The sequence below is a fragment of the Chryseobacterium artocarpi genome (assembly GCF_001684975.1).
GTDB lineage: Bacteria > Bacteroidota > Bacteroidia > Flavobacteriales > Weeksellaceae > Chryseobacterium > Chryseobacterium artocarpi.
Map to the genome: position 1 here is coordinate 60,705 of NZ_MAYH01000045.1, position 24,079 is coordinate 84,783.

A 24,079-nucleotide genomic window follows, 5' to 3' on the forward strand; every position below is an offset into this window, starting at 1 on the left:
ATTATTAGCGTGATTTGCATAAAAAATTTAATATATGTAAAAATGAAAACAAAATTAGAGAAATTACTTACCCTTGTTTTTGTCTGTTTCATCGTTTTTGTTTCAGCACAAAAGCAGTTAATTATAGGAACTGTTTTGGACGACAGCCAGCCACTTCCCGGCGCAACAGTCAAAATAAAAGGTATATCCAGAAATATAACTACCGATATCGACGGAAAATTTACCATCAATGATATTAAAGAAGGAGAATACACTTTACAAATCAGCTATATCGGTTATACAGCGTCTGATATTACGGTTAATTTAAAATCTGACGAAACTATAGATCTTGGAACGATAAACCTTTCTCAACCTAGAAAGAATATTGATGAAGTTGTAGTAAAGGGAACATTAAGAAACTCTGAGGCAAAAGCCTTAAACCTCCAAAAAAATGCAATAAACATCACGAATGTCATTGCTTCTGACGGAATCGGAAAACTACCGGACCGAAATGCCGCAGAAACCGTACAGCGTGTACAAGGTGTTTCTATTGAAAGAGACCAAGGTGAAGGAAGATTTGTTTCTTTAAGAGGGCTTCCACCGTTCTGGGCATCCACAACTATCAATGGAAACAGATTGCCAACTGCGGAAGAGGAAACTACTTCCAGAGCTACAGCCTTCGACTTTTTCCCAACGGAATTGATCTCTTACGTTCATGTCAACAAATCCTTTACGCCCGATCTGGAAGCAGACGGAATTGGTGGCGGGGTCAACTTTATTACTAAAACTCCCCCGATGAAAACCGAGTTTAAAGCCACATTAGGAAGCGGTTACAATGCTAAGGCTGATAAAGGCGTGTACAACTTGGGGTTATTGTATGGTGGAAGAACAAAGGATAAAAAATTTGGGTATTTATTCAATTTCGCACATTTCATCAGAAACTGGTCGACGGATAATTTTGAGGCGAGAAGAAGCGGTGATGAAGGCGTTTTCAGGATGGAACTTCGTGATTATAACGGGGTAAGAAAAACTACCGGAATCAATGCCGCATTTGAATATGTGCTTTCTCCCAAAAACACCTTGTACCTAAAAGCAATGTACGGAACGTTATCCGATGATGAAACGCATTATAAACACAGAGTAAGGTTTGATAAATTCAGTTCGGCTAATAATACGGCGAGAGTAGAACTTCAGAATATTCATAATTTATTGATTACAGAACTTACTTCGGTTTCATTGGGCGGAGTTCACAATTTAAATAAAGGGAAAATCGACTGGGATTTATCGTATTACGACAATCAGTTTAAGTACGGAAACATCCCTGATAAACAGAACAATTCTTATTATGTCATCAAATATACTCAATCGGGAGTAGGCATTAATCCGGATTATATGTCTGATCGTGGAAATGGTCCGAGAGCTTACTGGAAAGCAGATGGCGGAAAGTTAGATTATAAAAATCCAGACGCTTTATTTGGCTTTTACAGCAATCCCGATTTTAAAATGGATGCTTCCCAAATGAGATTTACCGATCTTGAATTTTACAAAGTTTTTGTACAGGAAAAGGATAAAATTGTAGCGGGTTTCAACCACGAAATCAATGCTTCGGAAAAGCTTACTTTAAAATATGGTTTCAAGTATAGAGATAAAGAGCGTAATGCCAAGTTCTCTGATATTTTCTACAATTGGAGCAACGGAACGGCACCTCTTCTTTCAAATTATTCTCAATTTATTACCACGCAACCTAATGGAAGCAAGTATTTAAGCGAAATGAGCGCTCGTATCGGAAATACATTCGGACCTGTGCTTTCTACCGGAGGAATGAATCAGTTTTGGTATGACAATCAAGGAAATTTAAAAATAAATACTGCTGATTCTGAAGCATTAGAGTACAATAAAGCATTAGGAAGAAATTTTGACGTTTTTGAAAAACATGCAGACGCCTACGGAATGGGAACTTATAAACTGAATGATAAGATCACTATTTTAGGAGGAATCAGATTATCAAATACCAATACAAAAGTAAAAGGATATAATGTAATTGATGATGTTTTAACTCCTGTTGAACATACCAAAAATTACCTTGCTGTTCTTCCAATGCTTCATGTGAAGTATACTTTAAATGATAAAACTAATCTTCGTTTCGCTGCAACAAGAACTTTTTCAAGACCTAATTTCGGAGATCTGACACCTGGTGGAACTTATATTGAAGCGGATAATGAATTCAAAGGCGGAAACCCTGATCTTAATCCAACTTATTCATTGAATTTTGACCTGATGGGTGAATATTATTTCTCCAATGTCGGAATCCTAAGTGGTGGTATTTTCTACAAATCCATTACCGATCCCATTTTCCAGGATTCTTTTATCGGGAATTATAACGGAATGAACGGCGTACAGTTCTCTGCTCCTAATAACGGAAGCGCAGCATGGCTTGGAGGGATTGAATTGGGAATTACCAAGAGATTTGACTTCTTACCAGGTTTCTTACAATATTTCGGGGCTCAGGTGAATGCAACTTTCATGACCTCTGAAATGGAAAAACCAAGCGGAAGAAAAGTAGCCCTTCCCTATCAGGCTAAAGAATTGTACAACGCGCAGCTATTCTTCGAGAAAAAAGGCTTCAATGCCAGAATTGCTTACAACCACAAAGGAAAATATGCTGTAGAATACGCGGAAACCGATATTAACGATTCTTATTACGGAAAATATAGCAGCTTAGATTTCGGAGGTTCTTATCAGTTTACCAAAAATTTGGGACTATATATGGATATCAACAACATTCTGAACAAGCCTCTAATCTACCACTTCGGGAAAAACGAAGACCGTCCTGAGCAGGTAGAATATTACGGAGTAAGATTTAATCTGGGAATAAAACTGAATTTCTAAACCATCATAATGGACAGAACCATCAATAAAAAAACATTAGTAACACTAAAGGCTGCCTTTGCTGCCTTTGGTGTCTATTTCTGCATGTACGGCTTCAGAAAACCCTTTACCGTTGCTTCTTTTGAAGGGCTTTCTTATTTCGGGGTCGATTATAAAATACTGATTATAATTGCACAGGCTATAGGATATTTTATTTCAAAGTTTATCGGAATTAAATTTATTTCTGAACTAAAACCAGCAAAAAGACTGACTTATCTTTTCTCATTCATTGCAATTGCAGAACTTTCTCTATTAGGATTTGCATTGGTTCCGGCTCCTTACAACATTCTCTTTATGTTTCTGAATGGAATTCCGTTGGGAATGATCTGGGGAATTGTCTTTTCCTACATTGAAGGAAGAAAAACAACAGAAATCATCGGGCTTTTTCTTTGCTCAAGCTTTGTAGTTTCTTCAGGATTCACCAAGTCTGTAGGAAAATTTTTGATGGATAATTTTGCTGTTTCAGAATTCTGGATGCCTTTTTCTGCGGGATTAATTTTTATTATTCCATTACTTCTATTCGGACTTCTTTTGGAAAGAATTCCCAAGCCTAGTGAAGAAGATGTGATGCTTAAAAATAAAAGGCAACCGTTGAATGGTAAAGAAAGAAAAGCACTTGTTCAGCAGTTCTTTGTCCCTATTGTCTGCATTATTTTTCTGTATATCTGCTTGACAGTTTTAAGGGATTTCAGGGATAATTTCAATCGTGAAATCTGGGACGGACTTCATTTTAATTTTGACAGTTCTGTTTTTACCCTTACTGAAATTCCAATTGCCATTATGGTGCTTCTGATTCTAAGCTTTATGGTGAAAGTAAAAAATAATAAAAAGGCATTTGCTTACTATCACTATATTCTTTTTGCAGGAATCCTGACCGTAGGATTTTCTACTTATTTATTTCAGCAGAATGCATTATCTCCTTTTTTATGGATGACCATTTCCGGTTTTGGGATGTACATCTGCTATATTCCGTTTAATGGAATTTACTTTGACAGGATGATTGCTGCCTTTGATATTAAAGGAAATGTAGGTTTTCTGATTTATATTGTAGATTCATTCGGATATCTGGGAAGTGTTTTAATTCTGCTTTATAAAAACTTCGGTTCGGCTCAGACTTCATGGCTTAATTTTTATATCAGTCTGAATTATATTATTACCATCAGTGTTTTAATCCTTTCTATCATTGCTTTTTTAGCCTTCAGAAAGAAGGCAAAACCAAATTCAAATTCTAATCAATACATCAATTTCGATACGTCGAAAATTTTATAAATTATAGTACAATGACAACAAAATTTGATTTACTCGTAGTAGGCGGCGGAATTTTAGGAACATTCCATGCATATCACGCGCTGAAGAAAAATCTGAAGGTAGCTTTACTGGAAAGAAACTCTATTCCTCAGGGCGCTACTGTAAGAAATTTCGGGCAGGTAGTTCCTTCCGGGATGGATCTTAAATGGCAGAATTTCGGTAGAGAAAGTCTCGCAATATATAATGAACTACACGCTCAGGCAGATCTTACTATCAGGCAAAACGGCTCTGTTTACATCGCGTCCAATGATGAGGAACTTCAGTTGATTGAAGAATTGTATGAAATCAACAGAAATAATGATTATGAATCTGTTTTATTATCCAAAAACGACTGCATCAAGAAATATGATGGTCTTCGCTCCGATTATTGTAAAGGCGGATTATTCTTTCCTCAGGAGCTTTCTGTAGATTCTGCGGATATGATTGTAAAACTTCACAAGCTTTTGCAGGAAAAAATGGGCTTACAGATCATTTATAATACCACCGTTGTGGAAACCAATGAAGATGATCAGAAATGTACGGCAATCACTGCAGACGGAGAAGAATATACTGCTTCAAAGATTATTATCTGTGGCGGACATGAGTTCAAAACTTTATACCCTAACGTATTCAATGAAAGTGACTTGGATGTGAGCAAACTTCAGATGTTACAAACCAAACCTCAGGGAATCTATTCTCTTCAGGGAAACATTCTGACAGGGCTTTCTATCAGAAGATATGAATCATTCAGTGAATGTCCTTCCTTCCAGAAAATCAAATCGTTAGAAGATCCTAATTCGTTTGAGAAGAAATTTGGCGTTCATATATTGTTCAAACAGGCATTGGACGGTTCCATTATTCTTGGAGACTCCCATGAATATTCAGATGCTAAAAATGCGGATGATCTTGGTTTTGATTTAAATATGGAAATTGATGAATTTATGATTCATGAAGCGAAGAAAATCATTGATCTTCCAACTTATGAAATCCAGAGAAGATGGTTCGGGGTATACTCACAGTGCAAAACGAAAGATATTTTTGAACATAACCCATCACCGAATATTCACATTGTAACGGGTATCGGTGGAAAAGGAATGACAGGAAGCGGGGGCTTCTCAAAGTTTAATATAGACAAAATTTACGCATAAATTTCAAATGAAAAATATAGAATTATTGGTTCTGGATATGGCTGGAACTACAGTGGATGAAGATAATGTGGTGTATAAAACGGTAACCGAAGCAGTGAATGAACATGGCTATCAGGTCGGTCTTGAACAGGTTCTTATCACTTGTGCCGGGATGGAAAAGCTGGAGGCAATTACCAGTTTATTAAAGGAAATTGGTGGAAATGAAGAAGATGCTCTGCCTATTTTTGAAAAATTTTCTGTCAAATTAAAAGATGCATATCAGAATCTTGAGGTAAAACCAATAAACGGAACTGAAGATTTTCTTCTTAAAATGAAGGCTCAGGATAAAAAAGTGGTGCTTAATACCGGGTATACTTCTGAAATTGCCCAACAACTTTTGGATAAGCTGCAATGGAAGGAAAATATACATTTTGATGCATTGATTACCGCGGATGATGTTTCAGAGAGCAGACCAAGCCCGGAAATGATTCTTTTAGCCATGAAAAAATTCAACATCAATAATCCTGAATTAGTTTTAAAAGCTGGAGATTCTGTAATTGATATTGAAGAGGGCAAAAATGCAGGCTGCGGATTGACGATTGCCGTACTTTCAGGTGCCCAAAACAGATCAGAACTGGAAAAAGCTGAACCTGATTATATTCTTAATACTATTTCTGAGGCTGAAAATATTCTTTAAATACTTGCTTTTATACTTTGACACAAATGTTTTTACTTGGCATTTGTGTCTTTTTTTACCCCCCCTAACCACCCCGTCAAATCTTCGATTTGCCTCCCAATTATCACTCTCTCGACTGGATCTTTGCCTTCGTTGAAAACTTTGCTCACTGTCATTCTGAATGGAGTGAAACGTAATGAAGAATCTCAGAATCAAAAATGTCATTTTTTTAATATTAGTTAACTTTTAAATTTTCAGCAATCCCTAGTGGCACTGTAACACAGACTGTTTTCAAAATTAATTAAAACATTAATATTATTATAGTTACGAAACTAATCATGTTTCTAACACTTCATTCTCAAAGCACTTTTTAATTATCAATTAATTAATTTTCAGTTTACATATGTTTACAAATAGTAAATTAATTTTACAATAGTTAAAAAATAAATTACTATTTGTAAACTTTTACCTTTAAAACCCTTTATCCCATGAAAACAAAACTATTCTCAATGGCTGTTGTAATGAGCTGTTTCCTTGGAGCTCAGACCAAAAAAGTACTTTTTATTGGAATCGACGGTTGTCGTGCAGATGTGATGATGTCTACGAATACCCCTAATATTCAAAACCTCATCAACCAATCTATCTATTCTCTTGACGGATTATGTGCTGCTACCACCTGGAGCGGAAATGGCTGGAGCACCATGCTTACAGGTGTATGGCATACCAAACACAATGTTCAGGACAATAATTTTACCAATCCGAATTATGTTAATTATCCTGATTTTTTAACTAGAGCAGAAAGCTATAATCCTAATCTGAGAACGATTTCTCTAGCTCACTGGGCTCCGGTGAATGATAAAATTATACAGAATGCGGATGTAAAAACCAATCTTTCAACCGATCTTGCCGTGAAAAATGCAGCTGTAAACGCTTTACAGAATGATAATCCGGATATTCTGTTTGTAGATTTTGATGATGTGGATCATGCAGGACATTCGTATGGATTTTCGTCAGCGGTTCCTCAATATGTTTCTTCTATTCAGACTGCGGATACTTATATTGGCGAAATCGTGAATGCCATGAAAAACAGAGCCACTTACAATAATGAGGATTGGATGGTAGTCTTAACAACCGATCATGGAGCTGTAGACAGTTCTCATGGTGGTGGAAATCTTTCTGAACGAAATATTTTTACAATCTATTCCAATCCAGGGTTTACTCTACAGCAGATCAGTAAAACGGTTCTTGAATCCAATAAAACATTTAACCAATTGAGTCTTCCTGCAACAGCTTTTGCAAAGCCTGTGAACCAAAACTCTTTCAATTTTGGAGCAAGTCAGGATTTTACGATAGAATTTTGGGTAAAACCAAATGCCGCATATTCAAGCGATCCTGTATTTATAGGAAATAAAAACTGGGCGAACGGAAAAAATAAAGGAATTATATTCTCAGGATACTCAGGACAAACCTTTAAAATGAATATTGCAGATGGCACCAACCGAATTGATCTTGTAGGCGGAAAGCTGGAAACAAACAAGTGGAAGCATATTGCGGCAAGCTTTGACAGAGACGGTCTTGTAACTTTATATGAGGACGGAGTTCCGGTTACTTTTGCAAAAATGAATACCATCGGAAATATTGACTCTGTACTGCCTTTAACATTGAATCAGGATGGAACGAATACCTATAACGTTACGCTTGCTGCTTCTTATAAAGATGTCAGAATCTGGAAATCAGCTCTTCCAAATAATGTTATTGTCAACTGGGCAAACCAAGACATTACCGCTTCACACCCATATTATTCTCAGTTATTGGCAAACTGGAAATGCAATGAAACGGCTGGAAATACTTTATCTGATTCAAGCCCTAATGCGAATCATATGAATATTACAGGTTCTCCAACCTATACTGCAAACACATCAAGTATCTTCAAAATCTATGATTATAGCTCAACGACAAGAGAAACAGATCATTTCCCGACTGTATTGAACTGGCTTTGTATTCCCGTACAGTCTTCATGGGGTATTGATGGTGTCAACAGAATTCCGGTTTGTTCAAATGGCGTATTGGCAACCAAAGAGATGAAAACAATTAATGAAGATTTTAAGGTATATCCCAATCCTGCTTCCACACAGATTGGTTTCAGTTTTCAATCAGGAGATAAAGAGATAAAGGCTGAAATTATAGATAGTAAAGGATCATTTGTCTTTTCAAAAAATTTAAGATCATCCAATGGTCAATATGAAGAGAAGATCAATATTGAAAATCTTCCGGCTGGAATGTATTTTATTAAGCTGAACGGAAGTAAAAAGTCTCAGACAAAGGCTTTTATAAAGAAATAAAACAGTAAAACAATTAGATTTAAATTTGATATTGGAACAAGGATATGATCATCCGAGTTCCAATATTTTTTTTATTAAGAGGTAAGATCCAGCTCCATTTGTACATCTACACGGTCATAACCCGGATTGGTAATCGGAGTGTGTTTAAATCCTAGTTTTTCATATAACTTTATCGCAGGAACTAATATAGAATTCGTTTCCAGAAATACTTTCTCTGCCTTCAATTCTCTGGCTTTTTCAATAAGAGCATTACCGAGCAGGTATCCTATTTTCTTTCCTTGTGCTTTAGGGCTTACAGCCATTTTTGACAATTCAAAGGCAAGAGGATCTTCATTAGCTTTTACTAATGCACATGTTCCTACGGGCTCACCATTCAATAATGCAAAGGCAATATGACCCCCTTTATTCAAAATGTGCTCTTCGGGATTATCCAATAGTTTATAATCACTGGCTTCCATCACAAAGAACGTTTTGATCCATTCTTCGTTTAAAGTCTTGAAAGCTTCTTTATATTGTGGTTCGTAGGCTATAATTTTTACTTCATTATTAATATCACTCATCGCTTTAGATTTTATATTCTGTTTTTTATCATTTTCCCTAGTTTCTCGAGATCGCTTTCTACACGGTCTGTCCATTCTAAGGCATAGTTTAATCGCATACAGTTTTGATACTGATTGTATTGTGAAAACATTCTTCCCGGCGCAAAGTTTACTTTCTGGCTGACAGCTTCGTCATATAAATCTTCGGTACATATTCTTTTATCAAGTTCCAGCCAAAGCATAAATCCTCCTTTAGGTTCTGAAATTTTAGTGTTATCAGGGAAATACTCTGTCACCGACTTCTGAATCTGAAGATAATTGGCGTAAAGTTTCTTTCTGAACATTCTCAAATGATGATCATAACGCCCATGTTCAAGGAAATCTGCAATTACATCTGAAAATAAAGACGGGCTGGAAACGGTCTGCACCAACTTTTGCCTGATAATTTTCTCTTTAAATTTCCCTGGAGCTACCCAACCCACACGATAACCAGGAGCTAAAGTCTTGGATACTGAGCCTACCCACATCACGATTCCTGCTTCATCATAGAACTTACAAGGTTTTGGTCTTCCTGCTCCAAAATAAATGTTTCCATAAACGTCATCTTCCACCAAAGGAACATTATGTTCAGTAAGCATTTTTACGAGTTCTTTTTTATTCTCATCCGGCATCTGAAAGCCCAACGGATTGTTATAATTCACAACAAAACAACATGCGGAAAGCTTGGGAAGTACTTTTTTCAAAGCATCCAGATCAACTCCCGTAATTGGATGTGTCGGGATTTCTACCGCTTTTAATCCTAATAATTGAATCGCCTGAAGAATTCCGAAGTAAACAGGACTTTCTACCGCTACACAGTCACCAGGTTTAGTGACAGCCATAAGGCAATTGTAGACTCCGTTCATAGCACCAGAAGTAATCACCAGATCATCTTCTGTAATTTTTCCTTCCATTACTATAGACCATTTGGCTATTTCACGACGGAGTTTTTCACTTCCCTGTACAGGTTCATAATTGGTTCCGCTGTCATGTTTGGCTTTTATTACATTAATCATGCACTTCTTCATCTGAGCAACGGGAAGAAGGCTTTTTCCGGGAATTCCCAATGCAAATTGAGTAACATCTGTTCCTGCAATGGTTCCAAACACTTTACCTATGAGGTCTTCAGGGGTATTTTCTCCTTCCGAAACCTTCATTTTTGCCACGGAAGGTAAGGCAAGCTTTCGTTGAGAGGTCTGGCTTACATAGTACCCGTATTTAGGACGTGATTCTACAAGCGAGCGGCTCTCAAGCTCCATATACGCTTGCTTTACAGTATTTAAGCTCACATTATACAGCTTTTGTGCACTCCTTAGAGAAGGCAGCCTGTCTCCAAATTGTAATGTTTCACTTTTGATCTGCTCCGTGACAGCATTGGCTATTTTAAGGTAAAGTACATCTTTCGACATGGATCACTGTTTTAAGTAAAAGTACAATTTTATCCCTGGTTTATTATTGATTAAGCCAATTAACCATCTTTTGAACACTACTTTTCAGCTGCTCAGAATTTCGGAAATTGGGAGATGTATTTTTTTTAAAATAACTTTCCACCCGAGACATAAAATTTTTCTTTTCTACTTCAGACATTCCAGGCTTTTCGTAAATTTTAAAAGCAATCTTATCTCTTTCCTGAATAATAAGGCTTGCAAATCCTGACACTTCATTTTTCTTTTTTACTAAAAGGAAAGGAACTCCAAACTCCAAATTAACCTTTTTGACATTCTTTGTCTGTAAAAATATATTTTTGAGTGCTGACATATCTGAAATATAGACTTCTGCATACTGAAGCTGTTCCTGATGTTGAATGTTGGTTTCCATAGTATTCTGCTTAACAAAACAAAATTATGGAGTCTCTAAGCTTGGATACAGATACAGAAGTACAGAATATTACGGGTACAGATTTTTGTAATGAAAGAAACGACTGCTTCAAAGAAACAATCGTTTTATTTTTAATATGATCAGCAGCGTTACTCTACTTTTCTCAAAGCTTCTTTTATCCCTTCCAATCCGTCTCCGAACTGGGCAAGTAATGCTACAATCTGAGACATTCTATCATTTTCACCCAATCCTTTGAGTGTTTTATTCTTGACAAAAGTCTTCTTGATTTCATCCCAACGTTCGGTTTCTTCTATTGAGATTGTTTCAATCAGTTCTTTTAGCTTCAGCATATTGGCTTCAGCACCTGTTGTCAATGTTTGAGATTCGTTCTGATAATGATCCAAAACAATCTGTACAACTTCATTTTCCTTTAAAATAGGCTGAATCTGTGTAATAAGCTTATTCATATTACGATAAGATCCCTGAAGTTTGAATGGTGGTTCATTTCTGTAATCATCAGACATTGCAGCAGAAGCGATATATTCTTTATTGACTTTTAGAATCATATTTCTGACCATAATTGTATTTTTCAAAACAGATCTGAAGTCTGATATTTCATTGGAACTGAAGTTTCCTTTCAGGTTATCTGCAGGATTATCGGTTACTACACAATCATACAATTCGTAGAGGTTTTCCATTCCCGGTTGAGTCAGTCTGGTCAGATATTCATTGGACATCAGAGCGTTTTCGATAAGACTCAGATCAAAAAGGTCTGTTTTTGATCCTGATATTTCTCCAAGGTTATACGTATCTGAACGATTGGCAAGCATATCCGGAATTTTGAATTTCTCACCGCTTTCCGTGTATGGATTTCCAGCCATTACCAGGCAGAATCTTTTTGAACGAAGGTCATAGGTTTTACTTTCTTCATTATAAATTCCTTCAATCTTTCTCTGTCCATCAGCAAGGGAAATGAATTTCTGTAAGAATTCTGGGTTACAATGCTGAATATCATCAAGGTAAAGCATCACATTATCTCCCATTTCCAAGGCAAGGTTCAGTTTTTCAAGCTCCTGTCTTGCTCCTGCATTTTTAGCTTCATGCGGGTCTGTAGAAACAATATCATACCCCAGAGAAGGTCCGTTGATCTTCATAAATACGAGTCCCATGCGTTCTGCCATATATTCCATCAGAGTTGTTTTTCCGTACCCTGGAGGTGATACCAGAAGAAGCATTCCCATTCTGTCTGTTCTCTTATCTGAACCCACTGTTCCCAACTGTTTGGCAAGGTTGGCTCCTATTAAAGGAAAATAGACATCATTGATTAGCTTGTTTCTTACGAATGAGCTTAATATCTGAGGTTGAAAAGTATCTAGTTTAAGTGATTTTTTCTTCTCGTCTACCCAATTGTATTTCAATTCCTGAAGTCGCTTGTATTTTGGAACGGTAACCGTATTAAAATGACTCAGTCGGGATACAAACTCAAAGTAATTAAGATCGTATTCTGTATCTTTTTCAAGTGATTTCAGTTCTTTTATGGCGATTTCATAGGAAACATGTCTGATATTTTTCGGATCAAACTTTTGAGTAATGATGAATGCGATTACTTCCTGGATAATATCATTCTCAGCGTTTGCATCAAAAGCCTTTAACGCACCCTCCGCAATATAATAACATGCTGAAGGATACTGATACATAGCCTGTAACTGATTTATAAATTCAAGATCTTTACCTTTTTCTTTAAGCTCTTTTAAAAATAAACTGTATAAGGCTCCTCCTTTTTCAGAGATCAAAAAGTTTTCTTTATCCTCCTGTTTCAAATATATGGCAGCATTGATACAGTCTGTTTCTGTAAAGATATTATTTATAGATGCAAAAGATCTCATCTCTTCAGCAAGTTCCCTGCTTAGGTATTCAAATCCTTGTTTTACTGGGAAAGACTGGGAAATGATAGCTGTAGCTTCAAACTGCTTGGTATAATATTCTTTTCTCCCGGAATCTAACAAGAACCAGAAAAGCTGAGCTAATGCTCTTTCCTGAGTTGTAAACCTCATCAGTCCCAGTTCATTATACATTTGCTGAAGTTTACCAACGATGATCTGAGCATCTTTATCATGAATTCCTTTTACCAATCCTTCTCCGAAATGATCTGCCGTAAATTGCTGAACAACCAGTTCATTTTGTTCCTCAGTGGCAATTTCTTTATGGTTTGAAAATACGTTCCAGGCTAAGTATTCAAATCTTTTAACCTTTGTATTTTCTGAAATGAATTCCTGATTCCAAACTTCTTTGAATTCATCAGCTGTATTGAAATTTAAAGGTTCATAAAAGCTTGTTCCGGTAAGGTGATAGTAATATTGTGCATTTTTCAGAACCAGTGTAAGATCAAGTTTCTGCTGATTGACTGCAAATTTATAATCACCAAGCGCTATAACGCTTTCACCATCTACATAGATTTCTTTTTTATCTTTAAGTTTTCTTACTGATTCCTGCTGACATGTCTTTAAAAGGGTTTGAATTTCTTCGGATTTTGCAGAATCCTCCAAATCAGCAAGTTGTCTAGCAAAATCTCTCACCTTTTCCACCATCAGATCGGAAGCAAAGTAACCATTGATTTCATTTTCAGCATCAAAAGATTCGGCTTTGGTCTGAACAGATTTCAGAATTCTTTGTGCTGCATCAAAGAGACTTTGAGTTCTTTTGTTTCTTGATTCTGTAAGCTGTACTCTTTTGTTTTGGAAATGTCCGTAAACTTCTTCTCTTTTGGTTCCTATCTGCTGGATAAATTCGTCAAAATCAATGAATTTTGTTTCCATTTCTTCCAGGTGGATAGAAAGTTTGGTCAGATATTCATCACATTTCTCAGGAGTTTGTGAAAGTTCCAGAAAATTAATCACCGACTGATCAAATAAAGTAATCTGAGCCTGGAAATCTGAAGCGAGTTCTTTTCCTGAAATTTCTCTTTTTCTTTTGCTGAGTTCAAGCCTTTCCTGATTCAATCGGGCAAAGATCAATGATATGTTTTCAATGATCTGGGTAGACTGAGAAGTATCTTCAATCTTCAGATTATTGACAATATCTACAAGAAGCTCCAATTGTCCGGATAAGGTATTTATATTCTCATCGATGGTTTTAGCATCAATTGCTTTTTGTAATGATACAATATCCTCTGAAATTTTCTGAGCTTTTTCTTCATAAGGCAATAAGGCTCCTTCCTGCAGTAAAAATTCAACACAGGCATTAGAAAGTTCGTTATATCTTTCTGAAAGGGCTTTTTCAAGAGAATCCAAAAGGCTGGAGTCTGCATATTTCAGTTCTCTTGCTCCTGTTACTTCTCCTCTTAACGCTCTTATCTGGGAAAGTGCATCAATGTATTCCGTAAGTTGTGAGTAGTGAAGTCTTTTGGTATCGTCAAGGATCCTGTCGCAGGATTGTTTTATTTTTTCTAACGCTTCTTCTGTATTTTTCCTTTGCTCAACTACTTTTTCGTATTCATTAATGGCAGAATGGGCTATTCCCCTGATTTCTTTCAGCGGTTGATCCAGTTTCTGAACTTCTTCTTCTCCCAGGAAGTAGTAAGTATCCAGAATAAAGGTGGAGAGCTTTACAATGTCGTTATAAAGTCCGCTATAAGAGTCTTTTTTATTTAAAAGGGTAATCAATTCCTGGCTTTCTGCCATTACTCTTACGATGTCCTTATTCCCGATCTTGTACAATAGACTGTCTGCTTTTTCAGCATTAGGTAACAATTCTTTGGAAAACGGACTCTGCCAGATCTGAGCAAGGTGATTTTTTGTGGTTTCAATACTTTCTCTCAGATAGATCAGTCTTCCGTCACTTAAGAACGTGAATCCACTGCAACGGATCGGTGTTTCAATCGTTTGGGTGATGATATTATAGGAAATCAGCTGGTAGTTGTTCGTTTTATCATCATAAAAAACGTACAGAAAGTTTTCTCCATTGGGTTCCAGAACCGTTTTCAGATAATAGAGTCTGTTTTGATCCTGAGAAATAACTTTTAATCCCCCTGTTTGCAGCGCATATCCATTGGAAAATAATACTCCTTGATTTTCAGGAAGTAAAAGACCTGAATATTTAAGCGCATCCGCCCTTGAAACAGTCTTTTCTTTATGATTGTAAATAAAATAGCGCTCTGTTTCCTGGTAAGGTTTTATTTTAAACAATACAAGGTTATCCAGATCACAGAAATGAATTTCAGCATCGTCCAGATTCTGATCTTTATGGATAACATCTTCGGAATAAATACCTTTTCCTGTATCTGTATTATCTTCAACTTTAATGGTAATATCACCTCCGATACTTTCTACAAAAACCTTATCAGCAAGTGAAATATGCGGATGTTTTCCTGATCGCTGCATATCTCTTGTTGCCTTGATCCATGCAAAGCCATGCTGTTGCGGATATGCTGTTTCTGAAGCACTTCTTGAGTCTACATAAATAAGCTGATTTTCTTTAATCAACCATTTAAATGCTTTAATATCCGTGGTACTTTCCGAAAGTTGGAAAACCATATAGAGATAATTCTCCGTAAAGGTAAATCTGGCGAAGAATGTATTTCTGTAATATTTGTATAAATTTTTAAATTCATCAATAAAAATTTCATCATTGATCAGGGCATAATCCTGAGGTTCAAATCTGTCATTATTGATGGTATATATTGAGAAAACATCCGAAATATTAATTTCTGTCTGTAATCCTAAATGAGCATTGGAACCGAATATCAAATGATTACCCAAAGAATAAATATCCTTGGCAATACAGCTATGCTCCGTGGAAATTCTCTCATTGGCAATCAGTGAGAAATCTATTCCGCCGAAGATATTTTTGCGCTCATCATTAAGCTGATGAAGTCTTTGGATAAGATCATTCTTCTGCTCGTTCAGACGGTTCTGAATAATTTCGTAGGTTCCGGAATTAAGTTGTTCTGACATAGTATTGGGTTAAGTTGTCCTGACTGCTTTTTATGGCAGGTCTTTGTGTAGAACTTATGATACTTTATTTTCATCTAAACCTTATAGGTTTTTGAAACCTATAAGGTTGGTAAAGGTTGTTAATATCAAATATTATATATGGTTACCGTTCACTGGTTTATTGTCTACCCCCATATGTTTTGCCATGTCAAGGGCTCTTTCCAGAATACCTCTTTCCTGCTGGTTTGCTACTCCGTTCAGTTTAAAGATCAGGGAAGCAATGCTCATGTTTTTGATATCGTCTGAAGAAATATTGTATTTATCTACCATTCCCATTACTTTAGCAATGATATTTTCACCATCTCCTAACAGGTTTTCTCTTACCATTTGGGCATTTTCACTGTGGCTGACAAATTTATCCAGTCCTTTTCCTGCAGACACCTGGCGGATCACATTATCAAAGAATGTATTATCACCTCCAACAATGTCTATTTTTGCAGTTTTGAATGCTTCTGCCAATACTAATGACTGTGCGTCTGCAATATCTTTCTGGATTGCGATTTCAGCTAATTCCACTTCTTTTTCTTTATTCAGCCTCAGACGGAATTCTTCGTGATCTTTTCCTGCTTCATTCAGTTTCTTCATTGCTTCTGCTTTTTCGGTAATACCTGCTGCTTCTGCCAATGCTTTTTCTTTGATCACTTCTGCCTGTGCAATTCCTTCTTTCTTCACGGCATCTGCTTTTTTCTCGATAACTATAGCTTCTACAATACCTTGTCTTTCTGCGGCATCTGCTTTCGCATGCAGCACCTGAGCTTCAGATAACCCTACCGTTGCTTCTTCTTTTGCTTTAGCATCTGCAATAATCTTGCGTGCTTCTGCTTCTTTTTCTGCTGCATCTCTCTTCGCCTGTGCCTCGATTACGTATTTCTGAGCATCTTTTTCTGCCGCCAGCTTACGAGCTTCTGCTGCTCTAGTTTCTTCAATTAACTTTTTCTCAGCTTCCTGAGTCGCTACGGTAATTTCTACCTGCTTGTTTCTTTCTGCTGTTTTGAATGCTTCAAGATCTTTAATTCCCTGTTGCTCTTCTACAACGGTTTTCTCCATAGTCAATCGCTCACGGATGGCATCTTGAATACTTTTCTTCTCAAGTTCTATTGCTTTGTCTTTTTCGATCTGTGCAAGGGAAACAATTCTTTCTCTCTCTGTAGCTTCTAAAGCCTTGTCTTTCATCACTCTTTCTGTTTCTACTAGATCTGCACGTTCTTTATTTTTAGCAGCAATAACTACCTGGCGAAGTTTATTTTCTTCTGCAATCTGTAGTTTTTCTTCTGTTGCAATACGTACCGTTTCATATCTAAGACGTTCTTCTTCTTCTACTTTTAATATTTCAGCATTTTCGCGAGCCTTGATATTTGCTACTTCTCTTTTCTGAGATTCCTCTTTCTCTGCCAGTTGTTTTTCAAGCTCAAGAATTGCTTCTCTCGCTTCTACGTTTTGCTTCGTAATTGTTTTTTCTTCATCACGACGTACTTGGTTTGCTTTAATGTTTTGAGTAGCTGTAAGTTCTGTAATCTTTTTAATTCCCTCAGAATCAAGGATATTATCTTTATCTAACTTATCGATGGAAGTCTGCTCAAGATAATCGATGGCACAGTCATCCAAAACATAACCATTAAGGTCTGTACCGATGATATCAAGGATTTCCTGGCGGAATTCACTTCTGGCTTCATATAGTTCTGTAAAGTCGAACTTCTTTCCTACAGTTTTTAATGCTTCTGAAAATTTTGCTTCGAAAAGCTCTCTTAAAGTCTGCGCATCGGAAGCTCTCTGACATCCAATCGTCTGTCCGACATTCACAATATCGTCTACTGATTTATTGACACGGATAAAGAATGCCACCTGAATATCAGCTCTCATATTGTCTTTACAGATCAATCCGGCTTTTCCTTCTCTTGAGATTTCCAGTTTTTTTACAGAAATATCCATAGATTCCATACGATGGATAATTGGAATTACGATACCTGCGTTAAAGAAGACTTTTGTACCTCCATAACCTGTTCTTAAAATAACGATTCCCTGTACGGTTTTTTTATACATCGATAAAATCCAGAAAATCAATCCGATTGATGCCACTGCAACAATAATAATTCCAGCAATTAAAGGTAAGTTCATAGTTTTATAAGTTTATAGTTTATATATAAATGTGTTTTTTTATTTTAAAAATAATGAGAAAGAATCTCTAAAATATAGTTCAGCATAATTAAAAATAGATTGAACATGGTTATTAGTTTTTTAATATCTCATCGATTTCTGAACATAATAAAGGCGTTTTTCCGGGTCTTCGTCTACAATCATTACGTAGGTTCCGTGTTCCAGTTTTACTCCATCCTGACTTCTCACCATCAGAGTCATAGGGTCACTTCCGATAAATACTTCCATCATTCCTATCTTATCATCCTGAATAGTTGATTTTAATCTTCCTTCTCTTCCAAGAAATGCATAAGATGCTTCTCCTTTATGATTGATTTCCTTAAAAAAGGGATTTAAAGGTTTCAAAATGAATTTAGTAAGCAGCATTCCTATAATCATTAATGGAAACAGGATTAATAAACCAAGCCATGTTGGCATCGGAACGAAATAATTCAGATAAAATGACCCCAACCACGTGATTAGCAATGACAAAGTAAGAAAATACGTTATCGGAACAATGTCGAGATTAAGAAACTTCAGGAAGTGCATCCAAGCAGAAGCGTCGTGATCAGGAGCATGAATATGACCGTCCGGAACATGGGTATCTGTACCTACATCAAGATCGGAATGTATTCCTACATCAATATCCAGTCCGGTAATGATGGTAAATAACCAATACACAACTGACAACCCCAGTAAAACACTCAATATGGTGTTTACCGGCGAAAATGCTATGTTTAAAAATTCCTGAAAGGTCATATTTAGCCTTTTTTAAGTGTTTCTTTTAATCTGTTTAAAGCTTCTTCAGCTTCCCTATCGTTGTTGTTTACAATAGCATCTATTTCCTCATCAATTGTTTTTCCTGATTTCGAAATATCAGAATATGCCTCTGCAAGTGTTTCCTGCTGCACTACTCTGTCTTTCAGCTTTTCAAGCATACTTACCGTACTTCCGGTATCCATCTGAGTCATTTTCTGGTTGATATCTTTTGTTGCTTCACTTACCTGAACTCTTGCTTTAAGGGTTTTCAATTCATTTTCCCATTTAGCAATACTTGATTTCAGATGATTGATCGTTGCCTGCATCTTTTCACAGTCGAAATGAAGTTTTTGATGTTCTTCCTGTAGCTTGTCTGCGTTTTCCTGATAAGATGCCTGTTTTTTTAAAGCTTCTTTGGCAAGGCGGTCTGCTTCTGAGGTTTCTACTTCTCCTTTTTCAGCTTTCTGAATAATTACAATTGCTTTGTTGTAATAATCACTGGCGGTTTGCTCTTCTTTTTCAGCTTCGTTCTTTTTACGGATTGCCAAAGCTTTCAGCTGTGCGAGTGCTTCTATGCTTTTCCCAAGCTGTTCTTTCATATCACGAATTCCCTCTTCTGTCATATTTATAGGGTCTTCAAAATTTTCAATCACAGAATGAATTTCTGCTTTTCCTATTGTCAATAGTCTTTTAAAAATGTTCATTTTAAATATCTTTTGTGAATTACTTACTCATTTCAAGCATCTCATTGGTAAATTCTCCTACCAGAATCCCCAACGAATTGATAGAAGCCATTACTTCATTTTGTGCCATATGATCTGTAGGAAGGGTATCCCTGAAGATGACGCGTTTTCCTGTGCTGTCTAAAACAAAAGCTCCATGTACAATATCTCTGTTTTTTTGGAGAAGTTTTCTAAAGGTTTGCTCGGAAGGGTTTTTAATTTCAAAAAGAAACTGTTCCATGATCAGAATAGAATCTGATATAATAAGGATCATATTTTTTATCCCATTGGATTCTTTTTCTATGATTAAGATTCTTTGCGCTTCGTCTTCCAGGGTAATATTAAACTCATAATCTAACAACCACTCTTTGACTGTTCTAAATATTTGATTTTTCATGATTCCTGGTTTAGTGTTTTCTATTTCGTTACTACACAAATATAGCATATTTTTTTCAAAATGCAAATATTATTAGCAAATATTTATTTGAGATTCTCTATCTTTGCAAAAAAGATTAGACAAACAATGAGCTTCTTTGGAACTAATATTAAGAAAATAAGACAGGTTAAAGGATTGAGCCAAAAGGCTTTTGCCGATTTATTTGACTTAAACAGAGGAGTAATCAGTTCTTATGAAGAAGGACGTGCAGAACCAAAAATAGAGACAATATTAAAGGTTGCTAACCATTTTAACCTTAATATTGATAAATTATTAACTGAAACATTGCAGGTAAATCAATTGGTAAGTGTCTCAGATATAGACCAACTGATGCTTTTTCCAGAACTGGCAATCAGTGAAAGGAACGAAAAAGCCGCTTTAAAGGAATCTGATTCTCAAAACAGCTCCATCCTGCAAAAAATATTAGCATCTGTAGATTTAGTCTATGAGTTTACTTTAGAAAAACCATTGCTTTCTCCTTATCAATATGGTGATATTTTATTCCTGAATAAAGCTGACCTTAAAAAAGATCCCCGCCATCATTTATTAGTGCACACTAATGAAGCTTTAAAGTATGCCGCAACTACTGACAACGAGAATCTTTATAAAATTGTAGGGAATGTTTCCACATCAGAGAAAAACATTTTTACTGATATTTTTGAAAGGCTGGAAAGATTGGAAAATAAAACAGAAAACAGGTAATTTATACACCTTTCTTCTTTTTCTTAAACCACCATACTAAAAAACCTGTGATAGGAAGCGAGCCTCCGATAATTGTAATAAAAAAGTAAAGGACTCTTCCCCAAATCCCTCCCAATGCAGACCCTACATGAAGGTCATAATTCAATTTTTGAACTTTGGTAGCAAAATCAGCCTGTTCAAATGAATTTGCATGAGCAGAATTTACAGATAATCTCACTCCCGTATTTCGATCATAATTAAATCCCCGCAGATTATAAAACTGTCGATGGGAAGGATATAAAAATAAACTTATTGTTTCTGTAGAGTCTTTTGGAACAGACAAGTAGTATCCTTTTGCATCTACCTTATCAATGGCATCTTCCCATGCCATAAGCATTGATTCTGATAGTTTTTCCGGCTGATACGAGGTGATGTTCTTCACTTCCTGGCGTTCTGTTTTAGGTGATTTTCCAAGTGAAGTTGTAAAATACAGAAACTTATTGAACCAAGGCAAACCGTAATACATTCCCGTCATTGCTATCACCAAAAGAATGATCATGCTATAAAAGCCAAAAACATTGTGCAGATCATAATTCAGACGTTTTATTTTAGCATCCCACTTTACAGAAAAACTTTGTTTACGCATGGCTTTGGTCCATTTTTTAGGCCACCAAAGGACTAATCCGGTGAGTAGAGTAATGAAAAATATAAATGTAGAATAATTGATGATAGGACGCCCAATTTCAGAAGGAAGCCATAAGAAACGATGCCCTTTTAAGGTCCAGTCAAAAAAATCAAATTCTTCTTTAAAAGTAGGTTTACGAAGTACTTCACCGGTATAAGGGTCAAGATGCAGAACAAAACCTGAATTTCTTTTTCCAAAACCTATCATTGAAGCTTTGCCCGTAGGTCTCCAGACAAAAGAAACTTCCTGATCCGGATAAAGATCCTTAGCCTTTTCATAAAGGATAACCGGATTAAGCATTTCTTTTCCCGGAATAGATTCTACTCTAAGTTCAGGATTTAGCCAATCTTTGATCTCATCTCTAAAAGACCAGGTAATTCCTGTAATACAAATTATAACAACAATAATACCCGAAACAAGACCCAGCCACAAATGTAGCCAGGCTGAGATTCTATAGAATAAACTTCTGTTATTTTTCTTTTTAGATTTAGGTTTTATGTTATTCATTTAAAAACTATAAGAAAGATTCAGTCGGAAATTGACAGGATTCGTTGCTCTCCATCCATAATGAGTATATGCCCATGCTCCAGGATAAAAACCGACGTAATTGTAACGATCCGTAAGGTTATTGACAAGGAAAGAAAGCTGATAATTATCTCTCTTATAAGAAACTCCCACGTCTAAAGTAAAATAATCATCAGGCAGATACGGATGATCTAAAACCACAGGCCAAGCTGCTCTTTTCGCCTGATATTCATACCCGAAAGAGAATCCCAGACCTTCAAGATCACCTTTAGCAATAGTATATTTAATCCATGCGTTGCTGATATGCTTTGCTGTTCCATATAGCATTCCGCCTATTTTTTTAGGATCATTATCTTCTGTTACCTTAGCATCAGTATAGGCATAGTTAAAAAGAATGCTCCAGTTTTTGCTGATATTTCCGTTTAAATCAAACTCAATTCCTTTGGATACACTTTTCCCAGACTGCTCAAAAAGCCCCGGAAAATCAATACCGGCAGAAGTCAGCATATTTGTTTTAGTAAGATGATAAAAGGTAAGGTTCGTCATCAACTGTCCATTAAACCAAGTTTTCTTTACACCAACTTCTGTATTTTTTCCGAAAGAAGGGTCCGCAGAACTACCATTGATAAGTTTTCCGGTCTGCTCCTGAAAAGTTTCATCATACAGCCCATAAACCGTGAAAGTTGGCGTTAAAAGCCCTGTGATACTTACTCTTGGAGTCACCGCTGTATTTTTAATTTCTGCACCTTTGTCCGCAGCACTTGTTTTTGAAGTAGAAGTATAGCGAAATCCAGCTGCTACTCTTAATTTGTCTTCAAGAAAACGGGCTTCATCCTGTAAATGGAATGATGTATAAGAATAATCGGTAAGGTAATTTGCTCCACGTTCTCTGAGTGATTTGGAACGGTCATATTCAGGAATATCAGATTTTCTCAGATGACCATACACAGGATTATAGATATTAAATACTGGACCAATATTCTGCGGAAGAACGCTCCAGTCTGCAACATACGACTTCTTACCCATATCTATTCCGGCAAGAATATTATGATTGATATTCCCGGTAGAGAATTTACCTCTTGTGAATACCTGCCCAATCATTGAGGTATTTAAAGCATCATTAATACTAATTCCACGATCTACATCACCTCTTTTTCTTCCCGTTACAGGATTGTCAGCGAGTGTAATAGAATTATACTTTGCATACAGTGATTCTCCCTGCATCTGAGAACGAATGTATCCAAACTGACCGGTTATCAACCAATTATCATTAAAATTATGATTAATAGTTCCATAAACATTATGCTCCCATGAACGGGTAGGATCTATAATAGGATCTGAAAAAGTAAAAGATCTTTTTAACTCTTTAAAACCGTCAATACCATAAACATATTTGGCAAAGCCGCCCTGAAAATTATTTTGTGAAAGGATATATTCAAGGGTTACATTGGTATTTTCTGATGCCACATACTTGAAAGACGGGTTAATGACATATTGCTCATGCTCTACATATTGCTGAAAAGATCCTGATTTTGTTCCCATAAGATTCAGTCTTCCCCAGAATTTTCCGTCTTTACTTAGCTTTTTCTCAACATCTGCCGTAGCACGATATAGGTTAAAGCTTCCCAAAGTAAGCTGAACATTTCCTTTCTCTCTGCCTACAGGCTTTTTCGTTACGATATTATAAAAACCTCCCGGCTGTGTATTTCCCATCATAAATCCAGCAGGACCTTTTACAAACTCCACCCGATCTACAAAAGACATATCTTCACGAAGAGGACCGAAACTACCACTTACATCCATCCCATTTCTTAAATTAGAAGCAGAAAACCCCCGTACTGCAATTCCAACGCTTCCTTCTTCCTGGTGGGTAATGGTACGAACACCACTCACATTTCGGCTTAATCCCTCAGCTGTTGTAAGAATCTGCTGATCACTCAACAGACGCTGATCTATTACCTGAATATTTTGAGGTGTTACTAAAAGATTCTCACCCAATCTCAAAGTAGATGAAGGTATTGTTTTCCTGTTTGCAGTTACATTTACCGCTACAATCTGATAAGTATTGCTAATTTGTACGAAATCGTAAGCAATGCTGTCATTTTCTTTCAATGTAAAAGAATAAGTCTTTTTGATATCAGGATCATCAACTTTTAGAATATAATTTCCTGCAGGGACACCTTTAAACTGATAAAACCCATTATCATCAGTATAAACTTCCGCCTCTCCGTTATTCAGAATAACCTTCACCTCAGACAGGGGCTCTTTTTGAGAGTTTACGACTTTCCCAGTAATCTGTGAAGTACTTTGCGCCCACATAATAGTCGGAAAAAGCAAAACAGGAAAAAGAAATCTGTTTTTATTCATACATTGTTATTTAGAATTAGTTTAATTAAATTTACGCTGGCAAAA

16 protein-coding genes are annotated in these 24,079 nt (G+C 36.3%); 6 read left to right on the forward strand and 10 right to left on the reverse strand.

All coding sequences use genetic code 11. From position 1 onward, the window contains the following. The first annotated feature begins 42 nt into the window (after positions 1 to 42). The 5 genes from BBI01_RS15045 to BBI01_RS15065 all read left to right on the forward strand — a co-directional run bounded on the left by BBI01_RS15045 (position 43) and on the right by BBI01_RS15065 (position 8,339). Positions 43 to 2,868, forward strand: a complete 2,826-nt coding sequence (locus BBI01_RS15045; protein ID WP_065395479.1) for a TonB-dependent receptor — start codon at positions 43 to 45, stop codon at positions 2,866 to 2,868. Between the two features lie 9 nt (positions 2,869 to 2,877). Then, positions 2,878 to 4,176, forward strand: coding sequence for a DUF5690 family protein (locus BBI01_RS15050; protein ID WP_065395480.1), 1,299 nt, complete (start codon positions 2,878 to 2,880; stop codon positions 4,174 to 4,176). 11 nt (positions 4,177 to 4,187) lie between these two features. Beyond that, entirely contained in the window at positions 4,188 to 5,342 is a 1,155-nt protein-coding gene (locus BBI01_RS15055; RefSeq protein ID WP_065395481.1) for a TIGR03364 family FAD-dependent oxidoreductase, read from the forward strand. A gap of 7 nt (positions 5,343 to 5,349) precedes the next feature. After that, entirely contained in the window at positions 5,350 to 6,018 is a 669-nt protein-coding gene (locus BBI01_RS15060; RefSeq protein WP_065395482.1) for an HAD-IA family hydrolase, read from the forward strand. A 467-nt stretch (positions 6,019 to 6,485) separates the two neighbouring features. Beyond that, complete coding sequence (locus BBI01_RS15065) at positions 6,486 to 8,339, forward strand: alkaline phosphatase family protein (RefSeq protein ID WP_065395483.1); 1,854 nt, start codon at positions 6,486 to 6,488, stop codon at positions 8,337 to 8,339. Positions 8,340 to 8,413: 74 nt separating this feature from the next. Here BBI01_RS15065 and BBI01_RS15070 read toward each other — a convergent pair whose 3' ends face one another. The 8 genes from BBI01_RS15070 to BBI01_RS15105 form a co-directional block, all read right to left on the reverse strand. Beyond that, positions 8,414 to 8,899, reverse strand: a complete 486-nt coding sequence (locus tag BBI01_RS15070) for a GNAT family N-acetyltransferase (RefSeq protein ID WP_065395484.1) — start codon at positions 8,897 to 8,899, stop codon at positions 8,414 to 8,416. An 11-nt stretch (positions 8,900 to 8,910) separates the two neighbouring features. Then, on the reverse strand, positions 8,911 to 10,326 hold the full coding sequence (locus BBI01_RS15075; RefSeq protein ID WP_065395485.1) for an aminotransferase-like domain-containing protein: 1,416 nt from the start codon (positions 10,324 to 10,326) through the stop codon (positions 8,911 to 8,913). Positions 10,327 to 10,369: 43 nt separating this feature from the next. Further along, positions 10,370 to 10,735, reverse strand: a complete 366-nt coding sequence (locus BBI01_RS15080; RefSeq protein ID WP_065395486.1) for a hypothetical protein — start codon at positions 10,733 to 10,735, stop codon at positions 10,370 to 10,372. Positions 10,736 to 10,884: 149 nt separating this feature from the next. Next, the gene (locus BBI01_RS15085; protein WP_065395487.1) at positions 10,885 to 15,687 is read right to left on the reverse strand and encodes a DNA repair ATPase; all 4,803 of its coding nucleotides are present in this window, start codon (positions 15,685 to 15,687) and stop codon (positions 10,885 to 10,887) included. 132 nt (positions 15,688 to 15,819) lie between these two features. Continuing rightward, positions 15,820 to 17,841, reverse strand: a complete 2,022-nt coding sequence (locus BBI01_RS15090) for a flotillin family protein (protein ID WP_065395488.1) — start codon at positions 17,839 to 17,841, stop codon at positions 15,820 to 15,822. Between the two features lie 120 nt (positions 17,842 to 17,961). Further along, positions 17,962 to 18,618, reverse strand: a complete 657-nt coding sequence (locus tag BBI01_RS15095; protein WP_065395489.1) for a hypothetical protein — start codon at positions 18,616 to 18,618, stop codon at positions 17,962 to 17,964. Positions 18,619 to 18,620: 2 nt separating this feature from the next. Then, on the reverse strand, positions 18,621 to 19,322 hold the full coding sequence (locus BBI01_RS15100) for a PspA/IM30 family protein (RefSeq protein ID WP_065395490.1): 702 nt from the start codon (positions 19,320 to 19,322) through the stop codon (positions 18,621 to 18,623). Positions 19,323 to 19,341: 19 nt separating this feature from the next. Continuing rightward, positions 19,342 to 19,737 (reverse strand): YbjN domain-containing protein, encoded by a 396-nt coding sequence (locus BBI01_RS15105; RefSeq protein WP_065395491.1) that lies wholly within the window; start codon positions 19,735 to 19,737, stop codon positions 19,342 to 19,344. 126 nt (positions 19,738 to 19,863) lie between these two features. Between BBI01_RS15105 and BBI01_RS15110 the strand changes: the two genes are divergently transcribed. Continuing rightward, positions 19,864 to 20,478: a helix-turn-helix domain-containing protein gene (locus BBI01_RS15110; protein WP_065395492.1), complete on the forward strand. Its 615-nt coding sequence runs from the start codon at positions 19,864 to 19,866 to the stop codon at positions 20,476 to 20,478. A 1-nt stretch (position 20,479) separates the two neighbouring features. On the opposite strand, the gene BBI01_RS15115 is transcribed toward BBI01_RS15110, so the two are convergent. Both BBI01_RS15115 and BBI01_RS15120 read right to left on the reverse strand, forming a co-directional pair. Beyond that, the gene (locus BBI01_RS15115; protein WP_065395493.1) at positions 20,480 to 21,649 is read right to left on the reverse strand and encodes a PepSY-associated TM helix domain-containing protein; all 1,170 of its coding nucleotides are present in this window, start codon (positions 21,647 to 21,649) and stop codon (positions 20,480 to 20,482) included. After that, positions 21,650 to 24,034, reverse strand: a complete 2,385-nt coding sequence (locus BBI01_RS15120; protein ID WP_065395494.1) for a TonB-dependent receptor — start codon at positions 24,032 to 24,034, stop codon at positions 21,650 to 21,652. It lies immediately after the preceding gene. Positions 24,035 to 24,079: the final 45 nt, after the last annotated feature.

Bases quoted from the DNA above. Each gene is read 5' to 3' on its own strand.
- BBI01_RS15085 (WP_065395487.1), bottom strand. From the start codon at position 15,687: ATGTCAGAACAACTTAATTCCGGAACCTACGAAATTATTCAGAACCGT.
- BBI01_RS15075 (WP_065395485.1), bottom strand. From the start codon at position 10,326: ATGTCGAAAGATGTACTTTACCTTAAAATAGCCAATGCTGTCACGGAG.
- BBI01_RS15055 (WP_065395481.1), top strand. From the start codon at position 4,188: ATGACAACAAAATTTGATTTACTCGTAGTAGGCGGCGGAATTTTAGGA.
- BBI01_RS15115 (WP_065395493.1), bottom strand. From the start codon at position 21,649: ATGAATAACATAAAACCTAAATCTAAAAAGAAAAATAACAGAAGTTTA.
- BBI01_RS15045 (WP_065395479.1), top strand. From the start codon at position 43: ATGAAAACAAAATTAGAGAAATTACTTACCCTTGTTTTTGTCTGTTTC.
- BBI01_RS15105 (WP_065395491.1), bottom strand. From the start codon at position 19,737: ATGAAAAATCAAATATTTAGAACAGTCAAAGAGTGGTTGTTAGATTAT.
- BBI01_RS15095 (WP_065395489.1), bottom strand. From the start codon at position 18,618: ATGACCTTTCAGGAATTTTTAAACATAGCATTTTCGCCGGTAAACACC.
- BBI01_RS15090 (WP_065395488.1), bottom strand. From the start codon at position 17,841: ATGAACTTACCTTTAATTGCTGGAATTATTATTGTTGCAGTGGCATCA.
- BBI01_RS15050 (WP_065395480.1), top strand. From the start codon at position 2,878: ATGGACAGAACCATCAATAAAAAAACATTAGTAACACTAAAGGCTGCC.
- BBI01_RS15065 (WP_065395483.1), top strand. From the start codon at position 6,486: ATGAAAACAAAACTATTCTCAATGGCTGTTGTAATGAGCTGTTTCCTT.
- BBI01_RS15120 (WP_065395494.1), bottom strand. From the start codon at position 24,034: ATGAATAAAAACAGATTTCTTTTTCCTGTTTTGCTTTTTCCGACTATT.
- BBI01_RS15110 (WP_065395492.1), top strand. From the start codon at position 19,864: ATGAGCTTCTTTGGAACTAATATTAAGAAAATAAGACAGGTTAAAGGA.
- BBI01_RS15060 (WP_065395482.1), top strand. From the start codon at position 5,350: ATGAAAAATATAGAATTATTGGTTCTGGATATGGCTGGAACTACAGTG.
- BBI01_RS15070 (WP_065395484.1), bottom strand. From the start codon at position 8,899: ATGAGTGATATTAATAATGAAGTAAAAATTATAGCCTACGAACCACAA.
- BBI01_RS15100 (WP_065395490.1), bottom strand. From the start codon at position 19,322: ATGAACATTTTTAAAAGACTATTGACAATAGGAAAAGCAGAAATTCAT.
- BBI01_RS15080 (WP_065395486.1), bottom strand. From the start codon at position 10,735: ATGGAAACCAACATTCAACATCAGGAACAGCTTCAGTATGCAGAAGTC.